At 41.7% G+C, this 17,964-nt stretch carries 22 protein-coding genes; 18 read left to right on the top strand and 4 right to left on the bottom strand.

Annotation, left to right across the window (positions count from 1 at the left end; all coding sequences use genetic code 11):
• Positions 1-65: 65 nt before the first annotated feature.
• Complete coding sequence (fldB, locus tag ACXJY6_RS14225; RefSeq protein WP_458768712.1) at positions 66-584, top strand: flavodoxin FldB; 519 nt, start codon at positions 66-68, stop codon at positions 582-584.
• 4 nt (positions 585-588) lie between these two features.
• Here the strand turns inward: fldB and ampD are convergent, their stop codons facing one another.
• On the bottom strand, positions 589-1,140 hold the full coding sequence (gene ampD / locus ACXJY6_RS14220; protein ID WP_458768744.1) for a 1,6-anhydro-N-acetylmuramyl-L-alanine amidase AmpD: 552 nt from the start codon (positions 1,138-1,140) through the stop codon (positions 589-591).
• Between the two features lie 157 nt (positions 1,141-1,297).
• On the opposite strand from ampD, the gene nadC reads away from it, so the two are divergent.
• The 17 genes from nadC (at position 1,298) to ACXJY6_RS14135 (ending at position 12,949) form a co-directional block, all read left to right on the top strand.
• The gene (gene nadC / locus ACXJY6_RS14215) at positions 1,298-2,188 is read left to right on the top strand and encodes a carboxylating nicotinate-nucleotide diphosphorylase (protein WP_458768711.1); all 891 of its coding nucleotides are present in this window, start codon (positions 1,298-1,300) and stop codon (positions 2,186-2,188) included.
• A gap of 160 nt (positions 2,189-2,348) precedes the next feature.
• Positions 2,349-2,786 carry a pilin gene (locus tag ACXJY6_RS14210; RefSeq protein WP_458768710.1) on the top strand — a complete coding sequence of 146 codons (438 nt, stop codon included), beginning with the start codon at positions 2,349-2,351 and terminating at the stop codon, positions 2,784-2,786.
• A 6-nt stretch (positions 2,787-2,792) separates the two neighbouring features.
• A complete protein-coding gene (locus tag ACXJY6_RS14205) occupies positions 2,793-4,430 on the top strand; it encodes a GspE/PulE family protein (RefSeq protein ID WP_458768709.1) in 1,638 nt (545 codons plus the stop codon).
• Between the two features lie 13 nt (positions 4,431-4,443).
• Entirely contained in the window at positions 4,444-5,679 is a 1,236-nt protein-coding gene (locus tag ACXJY6_RS14200) for a type II secretion system F family protein (RefSeq protein WP_458768708.1), read from the top strand.
• Positions 5,680-5,749: 70 nt separating this feature from the next.
• Positions 5,750-6,607 (top strand): prepilin peptidase, encoded by an 858-nt coding sequence (locus ACXJY6_RS14195; protein WP_458768707.1) that lies wholly within the window; start codon positions 5,750-5,752, stop codon positions 6,605-6,607.
• A gap of 13 nt (positions 6,608-6,620) precedes the next feature.
• Entirely contained in the window at positions 6,621-7,229 is a 609-nt protein-coding gene (coaE, locus tag ACXJY6_RS14190; protein WP_458768706.1) for a dephospho-CoA kinase, read from the top strand.
• A 31-nt stretch (positions 7,230-7,260) separates the two neighbouring features.
• The gene (zapD, locus tag ACXJY6_RS14185) at positions 7,261-8,001 is read left to right on the top strand and encodes a cell division protein ZapD (protein ID WP_458768705.1); all 741 of its coding nucleotides are present in this window, start codon (positions 7,261-7,263) and stop codon (positions 7,999-8,001) included.
• Between the two features lie 35 nt (positions 8,002-8,036).
• A complete protein-coding gene (gene yacG / locus ACXJY6_RS14180) occupies positions 8,037-8,246 on the top strand; it encodes a DNA gyrase inhibitor YacG (protein WP_458768704.1) in 210 nt (69 codons plus the stop codon).
• A gap of 163 nt (positions 8,247-8,409) precedes the next feature.
• Entirely contained in the window at positions 8,410-9,042 is a 633-nt protein-coding gene (locus ACXJY6_RS14175; protein ID WP_458768703.1) for an RNA polymerase factor sigma-70, read from the top strand.
• Positions 9,042-9,230 carry a zf-HC2 domain-containing protein gene (locus tag ACXJY6_RS14170; RefSeq protein ID WP_458768702.1) on the top strand — a complete coding sequence of 63 codons (189 nt, stop codon included), beginning with the start codon at positions 9,042-9,044 and terminating at the stop codon, positions 9,228-9,230. The genes ACXJY6_RS14175 and ACXJY6_RS14170 overlap by 1 nt, the downstream gene beginning before the upstream one ends.
• A 72-nt stretch (positions 9,231-9,302) precedes the next feature.
• A complete protein-coding gene (locus ACXJY6_RS14165; RefSeq protein ID WP_458768701.1) occupies positions 9,303-9,581 on the top strand; it encodes a BufA1 family periplasmic bufferin-type metallophore in 279 nt (92 codons plus the stop codon).
• 128 nt (positions 9,582-9,709) lie between these two features.
• Positions 9,710-9,988, top strand: a complete 279-nt coding sequence (locus tag ACXJY6_RS14160) for a BufA1 family periplasmic bufferin-type metallophore (protein WP_458768700.1) — start codon at positions 9,710-9,712, stop codon at positions 9,986-9,988.
• Positions 9,989-10,112: 124 nt separating this feature from the next.
• Entirely contained in the window at positions 10,113-10,391 is a 279-nt protein-coding gene (locus ACXJY6_RS14155; protein WP_458768699.1) for a BufA1 family periplasmic bufferin-type metallophore, read from the top strand.
• A gap of 125 nt (positions 10,392-10,516) precedes the next feature.
• A complete protein-coding gene (locus ACXJY6_RS14150; RefSeq protein WP_458768698.1) occupies positions 10,517-10,795 on the top strand; it encodes a BufA1 family periplasmic bufferin-type metallophore in 279 nt (92 codons plus the stop codon).
• A gap of 14 nt (positions 10,796-10,809) precedes the next feature.
• Positions 10,810-11,694: an MNIO family bufferin maturase gene (gene bufB, locus ACXJY6_RS14145; protein ID WP_458768697.1), complete on the top strand. Its 885-nt coding sequence runs from the start codon at positions 10,810-10,812 to the stop codon at positions 11,692-11,694.
• Positions 11,691-12,455, top strand: coding sequence for an HvfC/BufC family peptide modification chaperone (locus ACXJY6_RS14140; RefSeq protein ID WP_458768696.1), 765 nt, complete (start codon positions 11,691-11,693; stop codon positions 12,453-12,455). The genes bufB and ACXJY6_RS14140 overlap by 4 nt, the downstream gene beginning before the upstream one ends.
• 8 nt (positions 12,456-12,463) lie before the next feature.
• Positions 12,464-12,949 (top strand): DoxX family protein, encoded by a 486-nt coding sequence (locus ACXJY6_RS14135; protein WP_458768695.1) that lies wholly within the window; start codon positions 12,464-12,466, stop codon positions 12,947-12,949.
• Positions 12,950-13,004: 55 nt separating this feature from the next.
• Here the strand turns inward: ACXJY6_RS14135 and parC are convergent, their stop codons facing one another.
• The 3 genes from parC to yqiA all read right to left on the bottom strand — a co-directional run bounded on the left by parC (position 13,005) and on the right by yqiA (position 17,962).
• The gene (parC, locus tag ACXJY6_RS14130; protein WP_458768694.1) at positions 13,005-15,272 is read right to left on the bottom strand and encodes a DNA topoisomerase IV subunit A; all 2,268 of its coding nucleotides are present in this window, start codon (positions 15,270-15,272) and stop codon (positions 13,005-13,007) included.
• 4 nt (positions 15,273-15,276) lie between these two features.
• Complete coding sequence (gene parE / locus ACXJY6_RS14125) at positions 15,277-17,157, bottom strand: DNA topoisomerase IV subunit B (RefSeq protein WP_456052156.1); 1,881 nt, start codon at positions 17,155-17,157, stop codon at positions 15,277-15,279.
• A 217-nt stretch (positions 17,158-17,374) separates the two neighbouring features.
• Entirely contained in the window at positions 17,375-17,962 is a 588-nt protein-coding gene (gene yqiA / locus ACXJY6_RS14120; RefSeq protein WP_456052157.1) for an esterase YqiA, read from the bottom strand.
• Positions 17,963-17,964 lie beyond the last annotated feature (2 nt).

Here is a 17,964-nt window from a genome sequence, read left to right as displayed (position 1 = left end):
CGACCTTGAGCCCTTTCCTGCTTCAGAGTACACTTCCTTTATTCTTTACTAGTATCCAGAACATTATGAAAATTGGTCTATTTTACGGCTCCACCACCTGTTATACCGAAATGGCTGCAGAAAAAATTCGCGCCATCATCGGAGAAGAATTCGTTGATATTCATAATGTGAAAGACACCGATATAGAAAGCATGGCGAATTATGACTTTTTAATTCTCGGTATTTCAACTTGGGACTTTGGCGAGATCCAAGAAGATTGGCAAGCCGCGTGGGATCGCATCAAACAACCCGATCTTAAAGGTAAACATGTCGCGCTATTTGGTTTAGGCGACCAAGAAGGCTATGGCGAATGGTATCTTGACGCTATGGGCTTACTGCATGATGAACTCCTTGATTCTGATGTAACATTCTTAGGATATTGGCCAAATGAAGGTTACGAATTTGAAGCCTCCAAAGCCCTAACTGAAGATCAAGAATTTTTCGTTGGCCTAGCGTTAGATGAGGACTCTCAATATGAATTGAGCGATGAACGTATTGCCACTTGGTGTGAACAAATCCTTCAAGAATACCAAGAGAGTCTTTAATTATTCAGCACTGAGCTTTAAGCAAGGTACGGTAGTGCCGCCAATCAAAGCTTAGTCCAGGATCACTTTTTCTCAACGGAGCAATATATTGGTGACCAGTAATGTGTTGCTGGGAGATAGCTGGGTATTGCTGTTGTATAGCGAGTGTAACGTTGGTTAGAGCTTGATATTGAGCTTCGGTATAAGCAACAAACTCCGTGCCTTCAAGCTCGATTCCTATCGAATAATCATTGCAATTGGCACGCCCAGCAAAACTCGAAGCCCCCGCATGCCAAGCTCGAGCGGTAAAAGGAACAAACTGAACAATTTCTCCGTCGCGGCGAATTAGGCAATGCGCTGATACTTTCAGACCAGCAATGGCGTTAAAAAACGGGTGAGCGTTGGGGTCAAGAGTGCCACTAAATAGCTGCTCGATATAGGGACCGCCAAACTCTCCAGGTGGTAGGCTGATATTGTGTACCACCAACAACGAAATATCCTCTGACGATGGGCGCTGGTTATAATAAGGGGATTCCACTTTTCGTGCGGATGTATACCAACCCAAATCATCAATCATTATATTATTCTTATCCATAGCATTCTCAGTGTTCACATCATTCATAAAAAAAGCATTGGTGTTACCACAACTTCTCTCTTTTTGTTATTTATAGCTGAATTTCCGTAACAGTCATCGTATCATGCCCACACTGTTCAACTTCAGAATAAGAAATGCGATGAAAAATACTCATAATAGCCAAGCTCGCCTCGATTATCTTAAGCAGCAACTTCCGCGTGATATTGCTAACTTTGTCACCGAAGCATTAAAAGAAGATCTCGGTGGCGTGCTCGACCCTAGTGCCGATATCACGGCATCTCTAATCCCTAATGATAAACAGAGTACGGCAATTTTAATCACTCGTGAAGCGGGCATCTTTTGCGGTCAAGCTTGGACGGAAGAAGTATTCAAGCAACTTGGCAACCAAGTCGAGATTAATTGGCATGTAAACGATGGCGATACTCTTATTCCTAATCAAAAAATCTGTACTTTAATAGGCCCAGCTCGAGCACTACTCACCGGTGAACGCAACGCAATGAACTTTATTCAGACCCTTTCTGGTTGCGCGACTATCACAGCAAAATATGTTGAGAAATTAGCAGGAACGCAGTGCCGCTTATTGGATACACGCAAAACCATTCCGGGACTGCGTAATGCGCTCAAATACGCGGTTACCTGCGGTGGTGGTTTCAATCACCGTATTGGTGTCTTCGATGCGTATCTAATCAAAGAAAACCACATCATCGCTTGTGGTGGTATCGAACAAGCGATCACTCAAGCTAAAGCTCTTAACCCAGGTAAACCTGTTGAAATCGAAACTGAAAGCTTGGAAGAACTCCAACAAGCTATCGATGCAGGCGCTGATATCATTATGCTTGATAACTTCTCGATCGATATGATGAAAGAAGCGGTGAAGATCAATGCTGGCCGTGCAGACCTAGAAACGTCTGGTAATGTCACGCTCGACACCATTGCCACGTTTGCGGAAACGGGGGTCGATTACATCTCTGTCGGCGCACTGACCAAGCACGTTCAGGCTCTTGATCTTTCGATGCGCTTACAAGACTAGCCTTTCGAGTCAGATCATAAAATAAATCTAAGAGCGTGTTTATCGAGCATGATAAACACGCTCTCTTACCGAACAGCCCCGCTGCAACCCTCGAACCTAAATTTGAACTCCTCCATTCTCATTTCTCCCATCACACACCCGAGAGATCGAGGAGAAAACGATGCCAAGCTATCGTCAACGAAACCAATCCGGTTTTACCTTAATTGAACTGCTTATTGTGGTTGCCATTATTGGTATTTTGTCCGCAGTAGCCGTCCCTGCGTATCAAAACCACACCAAAACATCTGAAGCGTCCGTTGCAGTGAGTACTGTAAGTTCATTACTCACCAATATTGATCTTTATATACAGAATGAAGATAAATTTCCCACTGATGGCCAATTCTCAGAAATTGGCGCCAGCGCAAACATGACACCACTCGGCACCATAGCACTCTCCCCCGACTCTAGCGACACTGCCTTTGGCACGGTTACATTTACATTTTCAGCCGATGCTCAGCTCGAGGGCAAAACCGTAACCTTTACGAAGTCCGCAGACAACGGCTGGCAATGTAAACAGAATACTGAAGTCACATTAAAATCTTGTGCGGCAAGTAGTTAACTTAGGATGAGCCAGTCCGACTTACTTGAGGTGCTTGAGGACAGTGAGTTCTTAAACACCTCCCAAATTGAACGTATCGATGATCTGTGCAGCCAACGGAAAATTGCTTTAGTACAAGCTATCGCAAGTCAACCTGATATAGAAACGGCTGCGCTTGCTGAGCATTGTGCGTCAATTTTTCAATTGCCCCTGCACCCCATCGATTTTCAGTCATCGATGGAATTGATCTACGATTTAGATCTCGAAGTATTGGTAAAACGTTACCATGCAATACCCGTTATTGTGCAGCAAAACTGGTTAACCTTAGCCGTAACCGATCCCAGTAACCATGAAAGTGTACTTGCGTTTCAATTTGCCACTGGCTTTCATATCCAACGCCAATTATGCGATATCGCTCAAGCACTCGAACTTGTCGAAAGGTTAAATGGTCCCCGTTTAGCAGAACCGAAGAACTCTACTTATCAATTCATACCATCAAATCTGCCACTTGAGCCATCTGATATCGATAACGTCGAATCCAATGAAGAACAGACTCATACGACGCCAATTGGACAATACATCCACCAAATCATCCTTCATGGCGTACAGCAAGGTGCTTCTGATATTCATTTTGAGCCGTTCGAACAGCACTATCGAGTACGAATGAGGGTTGACGGACTACTGACTACGACTCACACGCCTGATACTCACTTAAATCGCAGGCTGGCCTCTAGGTTGAAAATACTTGCGCAAATCAATATTGCAGAAAAAAGATTACCTCAAGATGGCCGAATTAAATTCTCTTTGGATCAACAACGTAAACTCGATCTTCGGGTTTCAACCATACCGACACTTTGGGGCGAAAAAGTTGTCCTCCGTATTCTCGGCAACAGCCACTCACATACCACAATCGATAAACTGGGATTATCTCACTCCCAACTAACTCTATTACATAACCAACTACGAGCTCCACAGGGGCTCGTTCTTGTCACGGGGCCGACAGGAAGCGGAAAAACCACAACGCTATATTCCATATTGCAATATCTCAACCAAGAGCAGCGCAACGTTTCAACGGTAGAAGATCCTATTGAAATTCAGCTGTCTGGCATCAATCAAATTCAAACCAACGATACCATCGGGCTAGACTTTTCAATCGTACTGCGAGCTTTATTGCGTCAAGACCCAGACATCATCATGGTCGGAGAAATTCGTGATATAGAAACCGCTAAGATGGCAGTACGAGCTGCGCAAACTGGTCACTTAGTTCTCTCAACACTGCATACAAATTCCGCGAGTGAAACCTTAACGAGATTAAATCAAATGGGCATTGAGGACTATCAGTTAGAAGCAAGTTTAAAAATGGTTATTGCGCAACGCCTCGCCCGGAAACTTTGCCCACATTGTAAATCTGAACAAATCGTAAATCCCCCTTCTCGAACTTACGGCTTGAGCAGGCACTATCTCGCAAATTTAAATGGGTGCCGACATTGCTTATCCGGCTATCGAGGACGGGTCGGTATCTATGATTTTTATCAGCCTCAAGCAAAAACTAAACGACACTGTGAGTTATGGCAACAAGGATTAACACTGGTTGAGCAAGGACTAACATCTCTCGAAGAGTTATCACGAGTAATCGATCCCGATTCGACCATCATCAACCAATAATGGACGGGAAACCATGATACCGACATCAGCTCATAGCGAAATTCCGGTTTATAAATATCGTTGGCAGGGTATATCTCCAGAAGGAAAGCAACAACGAGGGAGCCTTATTGCTCTATCTCAACAGCAGGCTATTACTATATTAGCGCCACAACAGCTAATGATTACCAAGATCACTGAGCGCCGCTTAACACGGGTAGAGCTCATTGACCAACGAATTACTCGCCACGAGCGCGACCTTTTACTCGGCCAGTTTGCAACTATGCTTTCTGCTGGCCTTTCAGTGCTGCAAATAATTGAGCTCACCTCCTCACAAGCAACCAGAGCAGGACTTATTCAGTTGTTAGAAAGGCTACGCCAAGAGATCGCCAACGGTTCAACCATGGCACAAGCCCTTGCTCGAAGCCATCCATCCTTTAAAGGAGTTATATCTGAATTAGTAAAGGCTGGTGAAAGTAACGGGCAGTTAGCACAATCCTTTGAACGCTTAACACTGCATATCGAAAAACAACGACAGCTCATCACAAAGGTAAAAAAAGCCATGATCTATCCAAGTGTTGTGTTCGTCGTTGCTTTGATTTTGGCCTACTTGATGCTTACCCAGATTATCCCTAAATTTGACTCGATGTTTCATAGCTTGGGAGCTGAACTGCCGTGGTTTACTCAAAACATCTTATCGATCTCCCACTTTTTAACATATCAAGCCAATAGAGTTCTCATCCTCACACTACTACTTTCATTACTTGTACGTTACCTATTACGCTCATCAACTCGATTTCAACGTGTCTGGGCAAATATAAAAGCCAAATTGCCAATAATCGGTCAATTAAGTCAAAAGGCGACGATCGCTCGATTCTGTCAAACGTTATCAGCCAACTATCATTGTGGTATTCCAATACTAGAAGCTATCGATAGCGCTGCACGAACAACCAACGACCTTAAATTCATAGACACGATTTCTTCGGTGGGTTCTCAACTTTCATCCGGAACCTCTCTTCATGCCTCACTTCGCAGCACTGATCTATTTCCAGAGTTTTCTATTCAGATTATTATGGTTGGAGAAGAGTCTGGTACTTTAGAGCAAGCATTGGATCAAGTAACAAAAACATTTGAACAAGACGTCGAAAACAGGGTCGATAATCTAGAAAAATTGATTGAGCCATTAGTTATCGTTACGTTGGGTCTCATTGTTGGCAGCTTGGTTGTTGCAATGTATTTACCAATCTTTAACTTAATGAACGTATTAGGATAGTATACTGATTCGCATTCGGGTGTTACTTTACCTATACCCTTGTCTTGGCAACACTTTGAGCTCATATTGAATGGATGTTTTTTACGACAATACCTGGTTATTCCCACTACTTGCTACGTTAGTCGGGCTTATTATCAGTAGTTTTTTAAATGTGGTTATTTATCGTCTGCCCAAGATGATGGAAGTCAATTGGAAAAAGGAATTGCAAGAAGCCTTCCCAGAACACAATATTAAACTCGATCCAACGCCTTCTCTTAATTTAAGTTTGCCTCACTCTTTTTGTCCGCATTGCCATCATAAAATCCGTCCCTGGCATAACATTCCAGTTGTTGGTTGGCTTTTATTACGCGGAAAATGTCACGATTGCCATCAGCCTATTTCTGTTCGCTATCCATTAGTAGAACTGCTCGGTGGAATTTTAAGTGGAGTTATTGCGATTCACTTCGGATTAAGCAGCTATGCTATCGCTTTAATGGTATTTACTTATGTTTTAATCGCCGCATCATTTATCGATTTAGATACAATGCTGCTACCGGATAATTTAACTCTGCCACTAATGTGGATGGGTATCGCACTTTCTATCAGTCAAGTGTCACCAATTTCATTACAAGAGTCGGTATTGGGTGCAATGTTCGGCTACTTATCCCTTTGGTCGCTTTATTGGATATTTCGAATTTTAACTGGTAAAGATGGTATGGGTTATGGCGATTTCAAGCTTCTTGCCGCTTTAGGAGCTTGGCTTGGTTGGCAATCATTACCCATGGTTATTTTTGTCTCATCTCTCGTCGGCGCCATCGCTGGTATTACGATGTTAATCATTAAAGGTAAGAATTTTGAAAATACGTTTCCTTTTGGCCCTTACTTAGCAGTAGCAGGTTGGGTCGTATTAATATGGAAATTTAACATACTAAGTTGGTATTTTTCTTAATGAGGCAATGTAAATGGGGCTAGTTATCGGTGTTACAGGTGGCATCGCTAGCGGTAAAACGACGGTGGCTAATCTATTTCAGCAACACTTTGGTATTGAAATTGTCGATGCTGATATTATTGCTCGTGAGGTGGTATCACTTAACTCCCTTGGTTTAAATAAGATAGCTGAACATTTTGGAAAGAAAGTAATTCAATCTGACGGGACACTGGATCGAGTAGCATTAAGAAAGATTATATTTAGCCATCCTAAAGAAAAAGTCTGGTTAGATAGCTTGCTCCACCCCATGATAAGGCAAAGAATGATTGAAGCACTCGCTCAAACTCATTCTCCTTATACGTTATTAGTAATTCCACTTTTGGTAGAGAATAACCTTCAATCAATGGCCGATCATATATTAGTTATTGATGTAGATGAAGAAATACAAATAACACGCACGATGCAACGAGATAAAACTGATCGAGAACAAGCAGAACAAATAGTTGCATCACAGGCATCACGTCAACAGCGCTTAGCGATTGCCGATGATGTTATTAAAAATCAACTCTCAAATAATGAACTTTTACAAATGGTCACGAAATTACATCAAAAGTATCTAGCCATGTGTGACAAAAAATTGTAAAAATAAAATCTGTATAGATAAAGGCTAACTGATGACTACGCATAAGTTTGAACATCCATTAAATGAAAAAACACGAATCTATTTGAGAGTCGAATCGTTGCTAGCTCAAATAGACAAAGCAACTCTATTTTCTCGTGAGTCGGACTATCAACTTTTTTTTCGCTCCCTATTTGACTTAATTGATATCTCCGAGCAAATACAACTTCGTAATGAATTAGCAAAAGATCTCGATAAGCAACGAGTGATGTATCGTAGTTGGCTTGATGTCGAAGGTGTTGATCAAAGCACTTTGCTTGCTTTATTGAATGATATAGACAATGCGCATCAAAATATTATGAAATCAGAGCGCTTTGGCATTTCTTTGAAAGAAGATCGCTTCCTCAACTCCATCAAGCAGCGCTTTAGCTTACCTGGTGGATCTTGTAGTTTCGATTTACCTGCGCTTCACTATTGGTTATCTCTTCCAATAGAACAAAAGCAAAGTGATGCCCATAAATGGACCGACCCTTTGCTCCCTTTAAAACAAGGGTTGGAACTGTGGCTTCAACTTGCACGTCAAACAGGAAGTGCTCACCCTAAACTTGCCGCAAGAGGTTTTTTCCAAAGTGATACTGAAAATGCGAGTATGCTTCGTCTCGACATTCCATTAGAGCATGGTGTATTTCCGATGATTTCAGGTCATAAAAACCGATTTGCCATTAAGTTTATTGAATTTGAGTCCGGCAAAGCGACGCAGCAAGATATCGAATTTGAACTCGCTATTTGCAGCTAATTAATATTTCACATTCATCTTAAAGTTTGACTGACATGACAAAAAAAATCGCCAAAGTAAAATGCCCACAGTGTGCTACAGAAGTTGAGTGGAGCGAACTCAGCCCGTTCCGCCCATTTTGCAGTAAAAAATGCCAGATGATAGATTTTGGTGAATGGGCGAATGAAGAAGTTTCCATCCCCGGAGCACCAGATATGTCAGATGGTGACAGTTGGTCAGAAACACCTCAAGACTACAAACATTAAACATCTATAATTTCTATATTTTTTGGAATTTCTATAATAATTGAGAAATGCGAAATAAAAGAGCCGAAACGGCTCTTTTTTTCGTTATGGAACTTTTTTTAACTCTAGAGTGTTATAAAATTAACCTACTGTTCGTCTAATCAAATATGAAGGTGAAGCAATTATGAACTCAGTTACTGAATCGAGCTTCGAACAACCTGAATCGAGTGCTAATCCATTTATGGATAACGCATATATGGAATCACTGCGCATTGATATGCTGAAGTTTGCTCAACTACAGGTCCAAGACCACCAATTAGCGGAAGATGCAGTTCAAGAAGCGATGATTTCAGCTTATCAACATTTAGATAAGTTTGAACGAAAATCAGCAATCAAAACTTGGATTTTTTCAATCTTGAAAAACAAACTGATCGATCTTTTGCGCAAAGAAAAGCGACTCACTGTTGCAAGTCAGTTAGAGGAAGGGAAAGGTCTAAACGGCGATGCACTTATGGACCAATTATTTAAAGAAAATGGTCATTGGCATAAACACGAACGCCCTGCCAAATGGAATCAACCAGATACTGGTATCGAGAGTGAGCATTTTTGGCGAGTGTTCGAAGCGTGTTTAGATGGGTTACCTGCTCGGTATTCAAGATTGTTTATGATGAGAGAATTTCTCGAGCTTGAAAGTAACGAAATTGTTGAAAATGAAGAGATCACCGTTAGCCATCTCAACGTCACTCTATACCGAGCACGTTTACGATTACGCGAGTGCCTCGAAAATAACTGGTTTTGTCAAGAAGGACCCGCATGATGTTAAGTTGTAAAGAAGCTACCCAATTACTCTCAGAGCGTTTAGAACGGCCTTTAGACGCGAAAGAAAAAGTCGCGCTCACATTGCACACAGCTATGTGTCCTGGGTGCCGCCGCTTTGGTAATCAAATGGAAGAAATTAGTAACATTTCAAAAGCTTACCTACAAAAAGAAAAAAAAGAAAAATAATTTCGATTTTGGTGTAATAGATTACATCGACGCTACGTCAAATAAGTGAATCCAAACAAATAGGACACACTTATGAACAATACAACAAAGTCAACTTTAGCACTTGCTCTCACTTCTGCAGTTACTCTAGCTGCAGCCACTCTACCAGCTCATGCTGCCGATAAAGAAAAATGTTTTGGTGTCGCCCTCGCCGGACAAAATGATTGTGCAGCGGGCCCAGGCACTTCTTGTGCTGGTACATCAAAAGTCGATTATCAAGCCAACGCTTGGAAACTGGTTCCTGCAGGAACGTGTACCACAATGGAATCACCAACCTCTGATACTGGTTTTGGTCAGCTTAAAGAATTTTAAGTTATCAAATTTTCCTTTTAGCCAGAAAATTCTGACAAAGTGACTACAATTAAAAATAATGAATTTATTTGTAACATTTCGATAACCAATTACGTCAAATACTAGAAACTAAATAGTGAGGTACTGATATGAACAACACGACTAAATCAACATTAGCGTTAGCATTAACTTCAGCCGTAACACTCGCCGCCGCAACAATGCCAGCTCATGCTGCTGACAAAGAAAAATGTTTCGGTGTTGCTCTAGCAGGACAAAATGATTGCGCCGCAGGCCCAGGTACGTCATGTGCAGGGACATCTAAAGTGGATTACCAAGGTAATGCTTGGAAACTTGTTCCAGAGGGTACTTGTACCACAATTGAATCTCCAACTTCTGGCACTGGGTTTGGTCAACTTAAAGAGTTTTAAGTTGCAGACTAAATAGCACGGATAAAAACAAATCAACCTAAATTAAGAAAAAATATTAATAATGTGTAATAGATTGACGACTTATCTCGTCAAACCTTAAACACTAAAAATGAAGGGAACAATAATGAAAAACTCAACAAAATCAACACTAGCAATCGCATTAACGTCAGCCGTTACACTTGCTGCAGCAACACTACCAGCTCAAGCTGCAAGTAAAGAAAAATGTTATGGGGTTTCTCTTGCAGGACAAAATGACTGTGCTGCAGGTCCTGGTACTACATGTGCTGGAACATCAAAAGTTGATCATCAAGGTAACGCTTGGAAATATACTCCTGCTGGAACTTGTACCACAATGGCGTCTCCAACATCTGACACTGGGTTTGGGCAACTCAAAGCGTTCTAACCAAGTTCATTAATAAAACATGATGTGAAATGCACATAAATCATCACGAATAATAACTAAGAATCTAGTAATTAGTGACGACTTGCTGCATTACTTACTAAACATAAAACTTGAAAGGAAATCTTATGAAGAACTCAACAAAATCAACATTGGCAATTGCATTAACTTCTGCCGTTACTTTAGCCGCAGCAACTCTGCCCGCTCATGCAGCTGACAAAGAAAAGTGTTTTGGTGTCGCTTTAGCAGGACAAAATGACTGTGCTGCAGGTCCTGGTACCTCATGTGCTGGCACATCAAAAGTCGACCACCAAGGTAATGCTTGGAAGCTCGTTCCTGCTGGTACTTGTACAACAATGGAATCGCCAACTTCAGATACTGGATTCGGTCAACTTAAAGAGTTTTAAGTGAGAAGATACATATGAACAATTTATCGACCAATGAAGGTGTAGAAACACCTTCTTTTCCCCAAGGTACAGGGGTGAGTCTAAAGCCACAGCACTTTGACATAATTATCAGCCAGCAACCTGAAATTGGTTTCTTTGAGATTCATGCTGAAAATTATCTTGCTGCTGGTGGCCCAAATCGCCACTTTCTTGAAAAAATTCGTCAAGATTATCCAATAACGGTGCACGGAGTAGGATTGTCGATAGGTGGGGAGAATGAACTCAATATTCATCATCTCAACCAAGTTGCGGAATTGGTCGATAGAGTTGAGCCTATTGTATTTTCAGAGCATTTGGCATGGTCGAGCCATGATGACATTTTTTACAACGATCTATTACCGTTACCTTATACTGCAGAAACTCTCAATCGTGTTTGCCAACATATTGAACAAGTTCAAGATAAGTTGAAGAGAAAAATTCTACTTGAAAACCCAGCAACTTACCTGACATTTAACCAAACTTGCATGTCAGAAATTGAATTTATTCAGAGCATTGTACAACGAACAGGATGTGGGCTATTACTCGACATCAATAATGTTGCTGTGAGTAGCTTTAATCATAAAGCGGATCCACGCGAGTACCTAGATAAATTTCCGATTACGCATGTTGAACAAATTCACCTAGCCGGATTTGCTTTAGATGAGAAGAGCACCCCTGCTCTACGTATTGATTCTCATGATCGCCCTGTAGATGATGAAGTATGGCAACTTTATTTAGAACTATTAGCACGCCACGGTGATATTGCGACCTTAATTGAATGGGATGGCCAACTTCCTGAGTTCGAAGTATTCCAAGCGCAAGCAAATCAAGCCAATCACTACCGTCGTGATGCAGCAGCAACTAAATTGCAGGACTTATGATGAACAGTGAATTTACCTCGATATTAGGCCTAGGAAAGCCCACATCTAATTCTGAATCGAATGATCTCAGTTGGGTAAACGCACCTTCGACATCACAAGCGAAGATACGTTTAGCGGTCTATCAAAATAATGTCGCTCACTCATTGATTGAAGCCGTGTTAGAGACATTCCCGGTTTGCGCACAGCTATTGGGTGAAGAGTACTTTAAAGCACTAGCTCAAGAGTATATTCAACATCATCCGCCGACTTCGCCAGTTTTAAGTCATCTTGGAGAACATTTCTCTCAATTTATTGAGAATTTTCCACCCTTAAAAAGTCATGCCTACTTAACGGAAGTGGCGTATCTTGAGTATCAATTGCTATGTCTAACTTTATCTATAGAACAATCAGTGCTAGATAAAGCTGAGCTTACTCAAAAATTGTCTACTCATGAAAACGCACTCGATGGTCAATGGCTCATAGCGGAAACCGTCTCGCTTTGGAGCACAAATTATGCGGCAGGGTCACTCTACTTTGCTCACCAACCAGATAGTGAAATCAATTTAAATCAACTTGATTGGAAACAATCTGAGTATCTGCTTTTCGCTAAACAAGGGCTGTGGGGACATTGTTACGCCATAAATAAAGAACTATTCCAAATTATAGAAAAGCTAAAAGATAAACGATCCTTAGCACAAGCTTGCGAAGGAATTAACGAAGACAAATTGCCGCAGCTAATAGGTCAATTACTTGAGCTGCCCATTTTTACTGAGATAGTATGAGGTTCCCAATGAAATATTCTGAATTAGCCGAAAAGGCAGAATTACTACCCAAAATACCTGATAGCATGATTTTATTTCTCGCTAGATTGAGCCTTGCTGCTATCTTTTGGCTCTCTGCTCAAACGAAGATAGATGGCTTAGTCATCAACTTTGTCACTGGAGAATTCACTTTAGGTTGGCCGTCGATAAAAGAGACAACATTCTATCTATTCGAGTATGAATACGCTTTACCTTTGATTCCACCGGTACTGGCCACGTACATGGCTACCATTGCTGAGCATGTATTACCAATATTGCTTATCTTTGGTTTAGCTAGCCGATTGGCAGCATTAGGCTTATTTGTAATGACAATGACGATTCAGATTTTTGTCTATCCAGATGCTTATGCTACTCACTTAACATGGGCAACACTCGCGTTGCTAATCATTGCTAAGGGCCCTGGAAACTGGTCACTAGACCGAGTCGTGAAATGGGCGATTGAGGATGTTGTTTAATTGTTTGATTAATTTTAAACATTAAAAAAGCCGGGTAATCCCGGCTTTTTAGCTTCTACTTATCGTCAATTGTCGGGCCATCGCCAATATCAATACGAGTAACTCGCTGTAAGCCTCGAGGCAGCAAACCACCACGACGTCCACGCTCACCACGGAAGTTATCTAAATCACTTGGTTTCAATCCTAGTTTACGCTTCCCAGCGTATAGAGTAACAGTAACCCCTAGAGGGATCGTCATTAAATAACTAACAAACTCTTCTCTTTCTTTCGCTTTCGCCGAAGGAATGTTGATGATCTTATTCCCTTTACCTTTATTTAACTGCGGCAAATCTTTGATCGGGAAAAGCAGCATACGGCCTTGATTAGTAATAGCCAAAATCTCATCAGATTCGAGATCATTGAGCGGTTGTGGCTCCATGATTAATGCATTGGCTGGTAAGTTTACTAGAGCTTTACCGCTGCGATTCTTCGATAAGAGATCGCTACCTTTACAAATAAAGCCATAACCAGCATCTGAACCAACTAGCCAAAGCTGCTCATCATCTCCCATCACTACTTTACGAATAGTACTGCCTTCAGTAATGCTTAAGCGCCCAGTGATCGGTTCTCCTTGCGAGCGGGCAGAGGGTAACGTATGAGATTCTAATGAATAGCTTCGCCCATCACTACCTAGGAATACGGCTTGCTGATTACTCTTACCAACAGCATGAGCAAGATACTTATCACCCGATTTATAGTTCAAACCAGCACTATCAACATCGTGCCCTTTAGCATGACGAATCCAACCTTTCTCCGATAAGATAACGGTAATCGGCTCACTTGGTATCAAGTCTCGCTCGGTCAAGGCTTTTGCTTCAGCGCGCTCTACAATCGGTGAGCGGCGATCATCACCATATTTATCTGCATCAGCTTGAATTTCTTTTTTCAGCAAGGTATTTAAGCGGCGTTCTGAGCCCAATAATAATTCTAATTTCTCGCGCTCTTTTTCTAATTCATCTTGCTCACCACGAATCTTCATTTCTTCTAGCTTGGCAAGATTACGCAATCGAGTATCAAGAATCGCATCTGCCTGAATATCACTGATCCCAAACCGTGCCATCAGAACGGCTTTCGGCTCATCTTCCGTTCTAATAATCTCAATCACTTCATCAAGATTAAGGTAAGCAACTAAAAGACCTTCTAGGATGTGCAATCGAGCGAGTACTTTATCCAAACGATACTGAATACGACGTCTGACCGTTTCACGTCTAAATACAATCCATTCACTTAAAATTTCAACCAAACCTTTTACTCGCGGACGATTGTCCAAACCAATCATGTTTAAATTCACACGATAGTTTTTTTCAAGATCCGTTGAAGCAAACAAATGGTTCATCAGCATATCGCAATCTATGCGATTCGAACGCGGTACAATAACGATTCGTGTTGGATTTTCATGATCCGATTCATCACGCAAATCTTCAACCATTGGCAGCTTTTTGGCACGCATCTGATTGGCAATTTGCTCTAGCAATTTGGCACCAGAAACTTGGTGAGGCAGCGCTGAAATAACAATATCACTCCCCTCTTTATGCCAAACAGCACGTAATTTTATACTGCCACGACCAGTTCGGTAGATTTTTTCTAACTCTACCGGTGGCGAGATAATTTCAGCTTCAGTTGGATAATCCGGCGCTTTAACATACTCCATGATATCTGTGAGCGTCGATTTAGGTTTATCAATCAAATGAATAGTAGCGGCGGCAACTTCACGCACATTGTGAGGTGGAATATCTGTCGCCATACCAACCGCAATACCGGTCACACCATTAAGTAAAATATGCGGCAAGCGAGCGGGTAACATTTGCGGCTCTCGCATCGTGCCATCAAAGTTGGGTTGCCATTCAATCGTCCCCTGCCCTAACTCACCCAATAATACTTCGGCAAATTTAGACAATTTCGCTTCGGTATAACGCATCGCAGCAAACGATTTGGGATCATCAGGTGCACCCCAGTTGCCTTGACCATCAACCAATGGATAACGGTACGAAAATGGTTGTGCCATTAAGACCATCGCTTCATAACAAGCAGCATCTCCGTGAGGATGGTATTTACCTAACACATCACCAACGGTCCGTGCTGACTTTTTATATTTTGAGGCTGCGGAAAGGCCTAGCTCAGACATCGCATAAATAATTCGACGCTGAACAGGTTTAAGCCCATCACCAATGTATGGCAAGGCACGATCCATGATGACATACATGGAATAATTCAAGTAAGCTTCTTCAGTAAACTTACGTAGCGGCAGTTGTTCTACACCGTCAAAGTTCATCTCTGTCGACATCTATTTATACCTCTGCCATATCGCCATAATGTTGAAGCCAATTACGTCGGTCATCCGCACGTTTTTTACCTAGCAACATATCCATCATCTCATCGGTTGCTTCTGTATCATCGATCGTCAATTGCACCAACCGACGAGTGTTTGGATCCATCGTCGTTTCTCTTAGCTGCAACGGGTTCATCTCACCCAGTCCTTTAAATCGTTGTACATTAATTTTGGCTTTTTTCTTACTCAGGCGTTCTAGTACACCGTCTTTTTCTTCATCATCGAGTGCGTAAAATACTTCTTTTCCACAATCGATTCGATACAAAGGTGGCATTGCAACGTACACATGCCCAGCATTAACCAACGCTTTAAAATGTTTTACAAATAGAGCACATAAAAGCGTCGCAATATGAAGTCCATCGGAATCGGCATCCGCTAGGATACAGACTTTACCGTAGCGTAACCCTTCCAACTCATCGGTATCAGGGTCAATGCCTAACGCAATCGAAATATTATGAACCTCTTGAGACGCTAACACTTCATCAGCAGCCACTTCCCACGTATTTAGAATCTTCCCGCGGAGAGGCATAATCGCTTGGAACTCACGGTCGCGAGCTTGCTTCGCGCTTCCTCCCGCAGAATCCCCTTCCACTAAGAACAATTCAGTGCGAGATAAATCCTGTACCGTACAATCGGTCAATTTCCCAGGAAGGGCTGGGCCTGATGCAATCTTTTTACGAACAACCTTCTTGCTTGCTCGCATCCGGCGATGAGCATTAGAAATACATAACTCAGCCAGTAGTTCGGCTAATTGAGGTTTTTCATTTAACCATAAGCTGAAAGAGTCTTTTACCACACCAGAAACAAAAGCGGCGGTTTGACGAGAAGATAGACGCTCTTTAGTTTGCCCTGCAAATTGTGGATCTTGCATTTTGATTGATAAGACGTAAGAACAGCGATCAAAGACATCCTCACCCGTTAGCTTAACACCACGTGGTAATAGATTTCTAAATTCACAAAACTCACGCATTGCATCAAGCAACCCTTGGCGTAAACCATTGACATGTGTACCACCTTGAGCTGTTGGAATGAGGTTGACGTAACTTTCGGTGATCATATCACCGCCATCTGGTTGCCAAATCAATGCCCATGTTGCAGCTTCAGTTTCAGCAACGAACTCTCCAGTAAACGGTTCTTCTGGAAGTAAGGTGTAACCTTTTACGCCTTCCGCAAGATAATCTTTAAGACCATCTTCATAAAACCAGCGATAGTATTTTTTATTTACCTTGTCTTGAAAGGTAATCTCTAGACCAGGACACAGCACCGCTTTTGCTCGCAAGTTATTTATTAAGCGAGACACTGAAAAGTTAGGTGAATCGAAATAGCTGACATCAGGCCAAAAATGAACGCTTGTGCCATGATTACGACGTCCACACGTCCCAGTTACGGCTAACTCTGACACTTTGTTACCATGCTCAAATGCAATTTCATACACCTGACCATCACGTCGTACGGTCACATCAACTCGTTTTGACAACGCATTAACAACCGAGATACCGACACCATGCAAACCACCAGAGAATTGATAGTTTTTATTCGAAAACTTACCACCAGCATGCAGTTTACAAAAAATCAATTCGACCCCAGAGATTTTCTCTTCTGGGTGAATATCAACGGGCATACCTCGACCATCATCAATAACTTCGAGCGATTGATCGGCATGAAGAATGACTTGCACTTTAGAGGCATGTCCTGCCAATGCTTCATCGACACTATTATCGATAACTTCTTGCCCTAAATGGTTAGGACGCACAGTATCGGTATACATTCCAGGGCGACGGCGCACTGGCTCTAAACCATTCAGTACCTCAATGGCACCAGCATTATATTGTTCTGTCATATTTTGGAGTGCTTATATCAATCAAAAAACGATAAAAACCATGAATCCATAGTAGCAAAATCCAACTGTTAAAACACATGTCGATTTATTGAAAACTCTACTAGTGACTGGATTTGACGGCAAATAAATAAGAAGAGCAGATTTTCTAAGTCGTTGAATCATGATAAATAACGACAAAAAAATCATATATAATATTGTGACTTAATACAAAAATGAGCTAGAGCTCAAGAAATTGAACTATTCTCTCAGCGTACTGCTCAAATCCAATAAAGCTATGATCACCGCCTTCTTCTATTGTCTGCTTAGCTTGGCTAAACTTTTCAACTGCTTGACGATAGTCTAGCACCTCATCCCCCATTTGCTGCATTAACCAAAATTGTTTGGGATTAATAATGGTTTCAATATCAAGAGCTTTAAGTTGAGCAACATGTTTACTTTCCAACCAGTACTCTTCCTTGGTATAGATATTCTGTTGCTTACCAAGATAATCCACTAACAACTCATACGGTTTTACTGCCGGATTCACGACCACAGCGCGACAACCATACTTAGCGTTAAGCCATGTTGACATATACCCACCAAGAGAACTGCCAACTAAACCGATTGTATAATCTTGAATATAGTCATCGATAATAGAAGTCAGAGATTGAGCAACTTGGTCTGGGTAATTGGGTAAATTGGGAATTACGACCTTAATATCTGGTCGATTTGTTGCGCAATATTGCTTCATGGCCTGTGCTTTAAAAGATTCTGAAGAGCTATTAAAGCCATGGATATAGAGCAGTAATGAAGGTTTTGAACTCACGA

It is taken from the genome of Vibrio phycocola (assembly GCF_054404255.1).
Note: the sequence above shows the minus strand (reverse complement) of the source record. Positions and strands in the feature narration are given on the sequence as shown.

What these genes read in the sequence shown, in the direction of transcription:
- ACXJY6_RS14175 (WP_458768703.1), top strand. Translation starts at nt 8,410, where the DNA reads ATGAACTCAGTTACTGAATCGAGCTTCGAACAACCTGAATCGAGTGCT.
- fldB (WP_458768712.1), top strand. Translation starts at nt 66, where the DNA reads ATGAAAATTGGTCTATTTTACGGCTCCACCACCTGTTATACCGAAATG.
- ACXJY6_RS14165 (WP_458768701.1), top strand. Translation starts at nt 9,303, where the DNA reads ATGAACAATACAACAAAGTCAACTTTAGCACTTGCTCTCACTTCTGCA.
- ACXJY6_RS14200 (WP_458768708.1), top strand. Translation starts at nt 4,444, where the DNA reads ATGATACCGACATCAGCTCATAGCGAAATTCCGGTTTATAAATATCGT.
- yacG (WP_458768704.1), top strand. Translation starts at nt 8,037, where the DNA reads ATGACAAAAAAAATCGCCAAAGTAAAATGCCCACAGTGTGCTACAGAA.
- ampD (WP_458768744.1), bottom strand. Translation starts at nt 1,140, where the DNA reads ATGATTGATGATTTGGGTTGGTATACATCCGCACGAAAAGTGGAATCC.
- zapD (WP_458768705.1), top strand. Translation starts at nt 7,261, where the DNA reads ATGACTACGCATAAGTTTGAACATCCATTAAATGAAAAAACACGAATC.
- ACXJY6_RS14135 (WP_458768695.1), top strand. Translation starts at nt 12,464, where the DNA reads ATGAAATATTCTGAATTAGCCGAAAAGGCAGAATTACTACCCAAAATA.
- ACXJY6_RS14195 (WP_458768707.1), top strand. Translation starts at nt 5,750, where the DNA reads ATGGATGTTTTTTACGACAATACCTGGTTATTCCCACTACTTGCTACG.
- ACXJY6_RS14170 (WP_458768702.1), top strand. Translation starts at nt 9,042, where the DNA reads ATGTTAAGTTGTAAAGAAGCTACCCAATTACTCTCAGAGCGTTTAGAA.
- ACXJY6_RS14150 (WP_458768698.1), top strand. Translation starts at nt 10,517, where the DNA reads ATGAAGAACTCAACAAAATCAACATTGGCAATTGCATTAACTTCTGCC.
- ACXJY6_RS14155 (WP_458768699.1), top strand. Translation starts at nt 10,113, where the DNA reads ATGAAAAACTCAACAAAATCAACACTAGCAATCGCATTAACGTCAGCC.
- bufB (WP_458768697.1), top strand. Translation starts at nt 10,810, where the DNA reads ATGAACAATTTATCGACCAATGAAGGTGTAGAAACACCTTCTTTTCCC.
- parC (WP_458768694.1), bottom strand. Translation starts at nt 15,272, where the DNA reads ATGTCGACAGAGATGAACTTTGACGGTGTAGAACAACTGCCGCTACGT.
- ACXJY6_RS14160 (WP_458768700.1), top strand. Translation starts at nt 9,710, where the DNA reads ATGAACAACACGACTAAATCAACATTAGCGTTAGCATTAACTTCAGCC.
- ACXJY6_RS14205 (WP_458768709.1), top strand. Translation starts at nt 2,793, where the DNA reads ATGAGCCAGTCCGACTTACTTGAGGTGCTTGAGGACAGTGAGTTCTTA.
- ACXJY6_RS14140 (WP_458768696.1), top strand. Translation starts at nt 11,691, where the DNA reads ATGATGAACAGTGAATTTACCTCGATATTAGGCCTAGGAAAGCCCACA.
- parE (WP_456052156.1), bottom strand. Translation starts at nt 17,157, where the DNA reads ATGACAGAACAATATAATGCTGGTGCCATTGAGGTACTGAATGGTTTA.
- nadC (WP_458768711.1), top strand. Translation starts at nt 1,298, where the DNA reads ATGAAAAATACTCATAATAGCCAAGCTCGCCTCGATTATCTTAAGCAG.
- ACXJY6_RS14210 (WP_458768710.1), top strand. Translation starts at nt 2,349, where the DNA reads ATGCCAAGCTATCGTCAACGAAACCAATCCGGTTTTACCTTAATTGAA.
- coaE (WP_458768706.1), top strand. Translation starts at nt 6,621, where the DNA reads ATGGGGCTAGTTATCGGTGTTACAGGTGGCATCGCTAGCGGTAAAACG.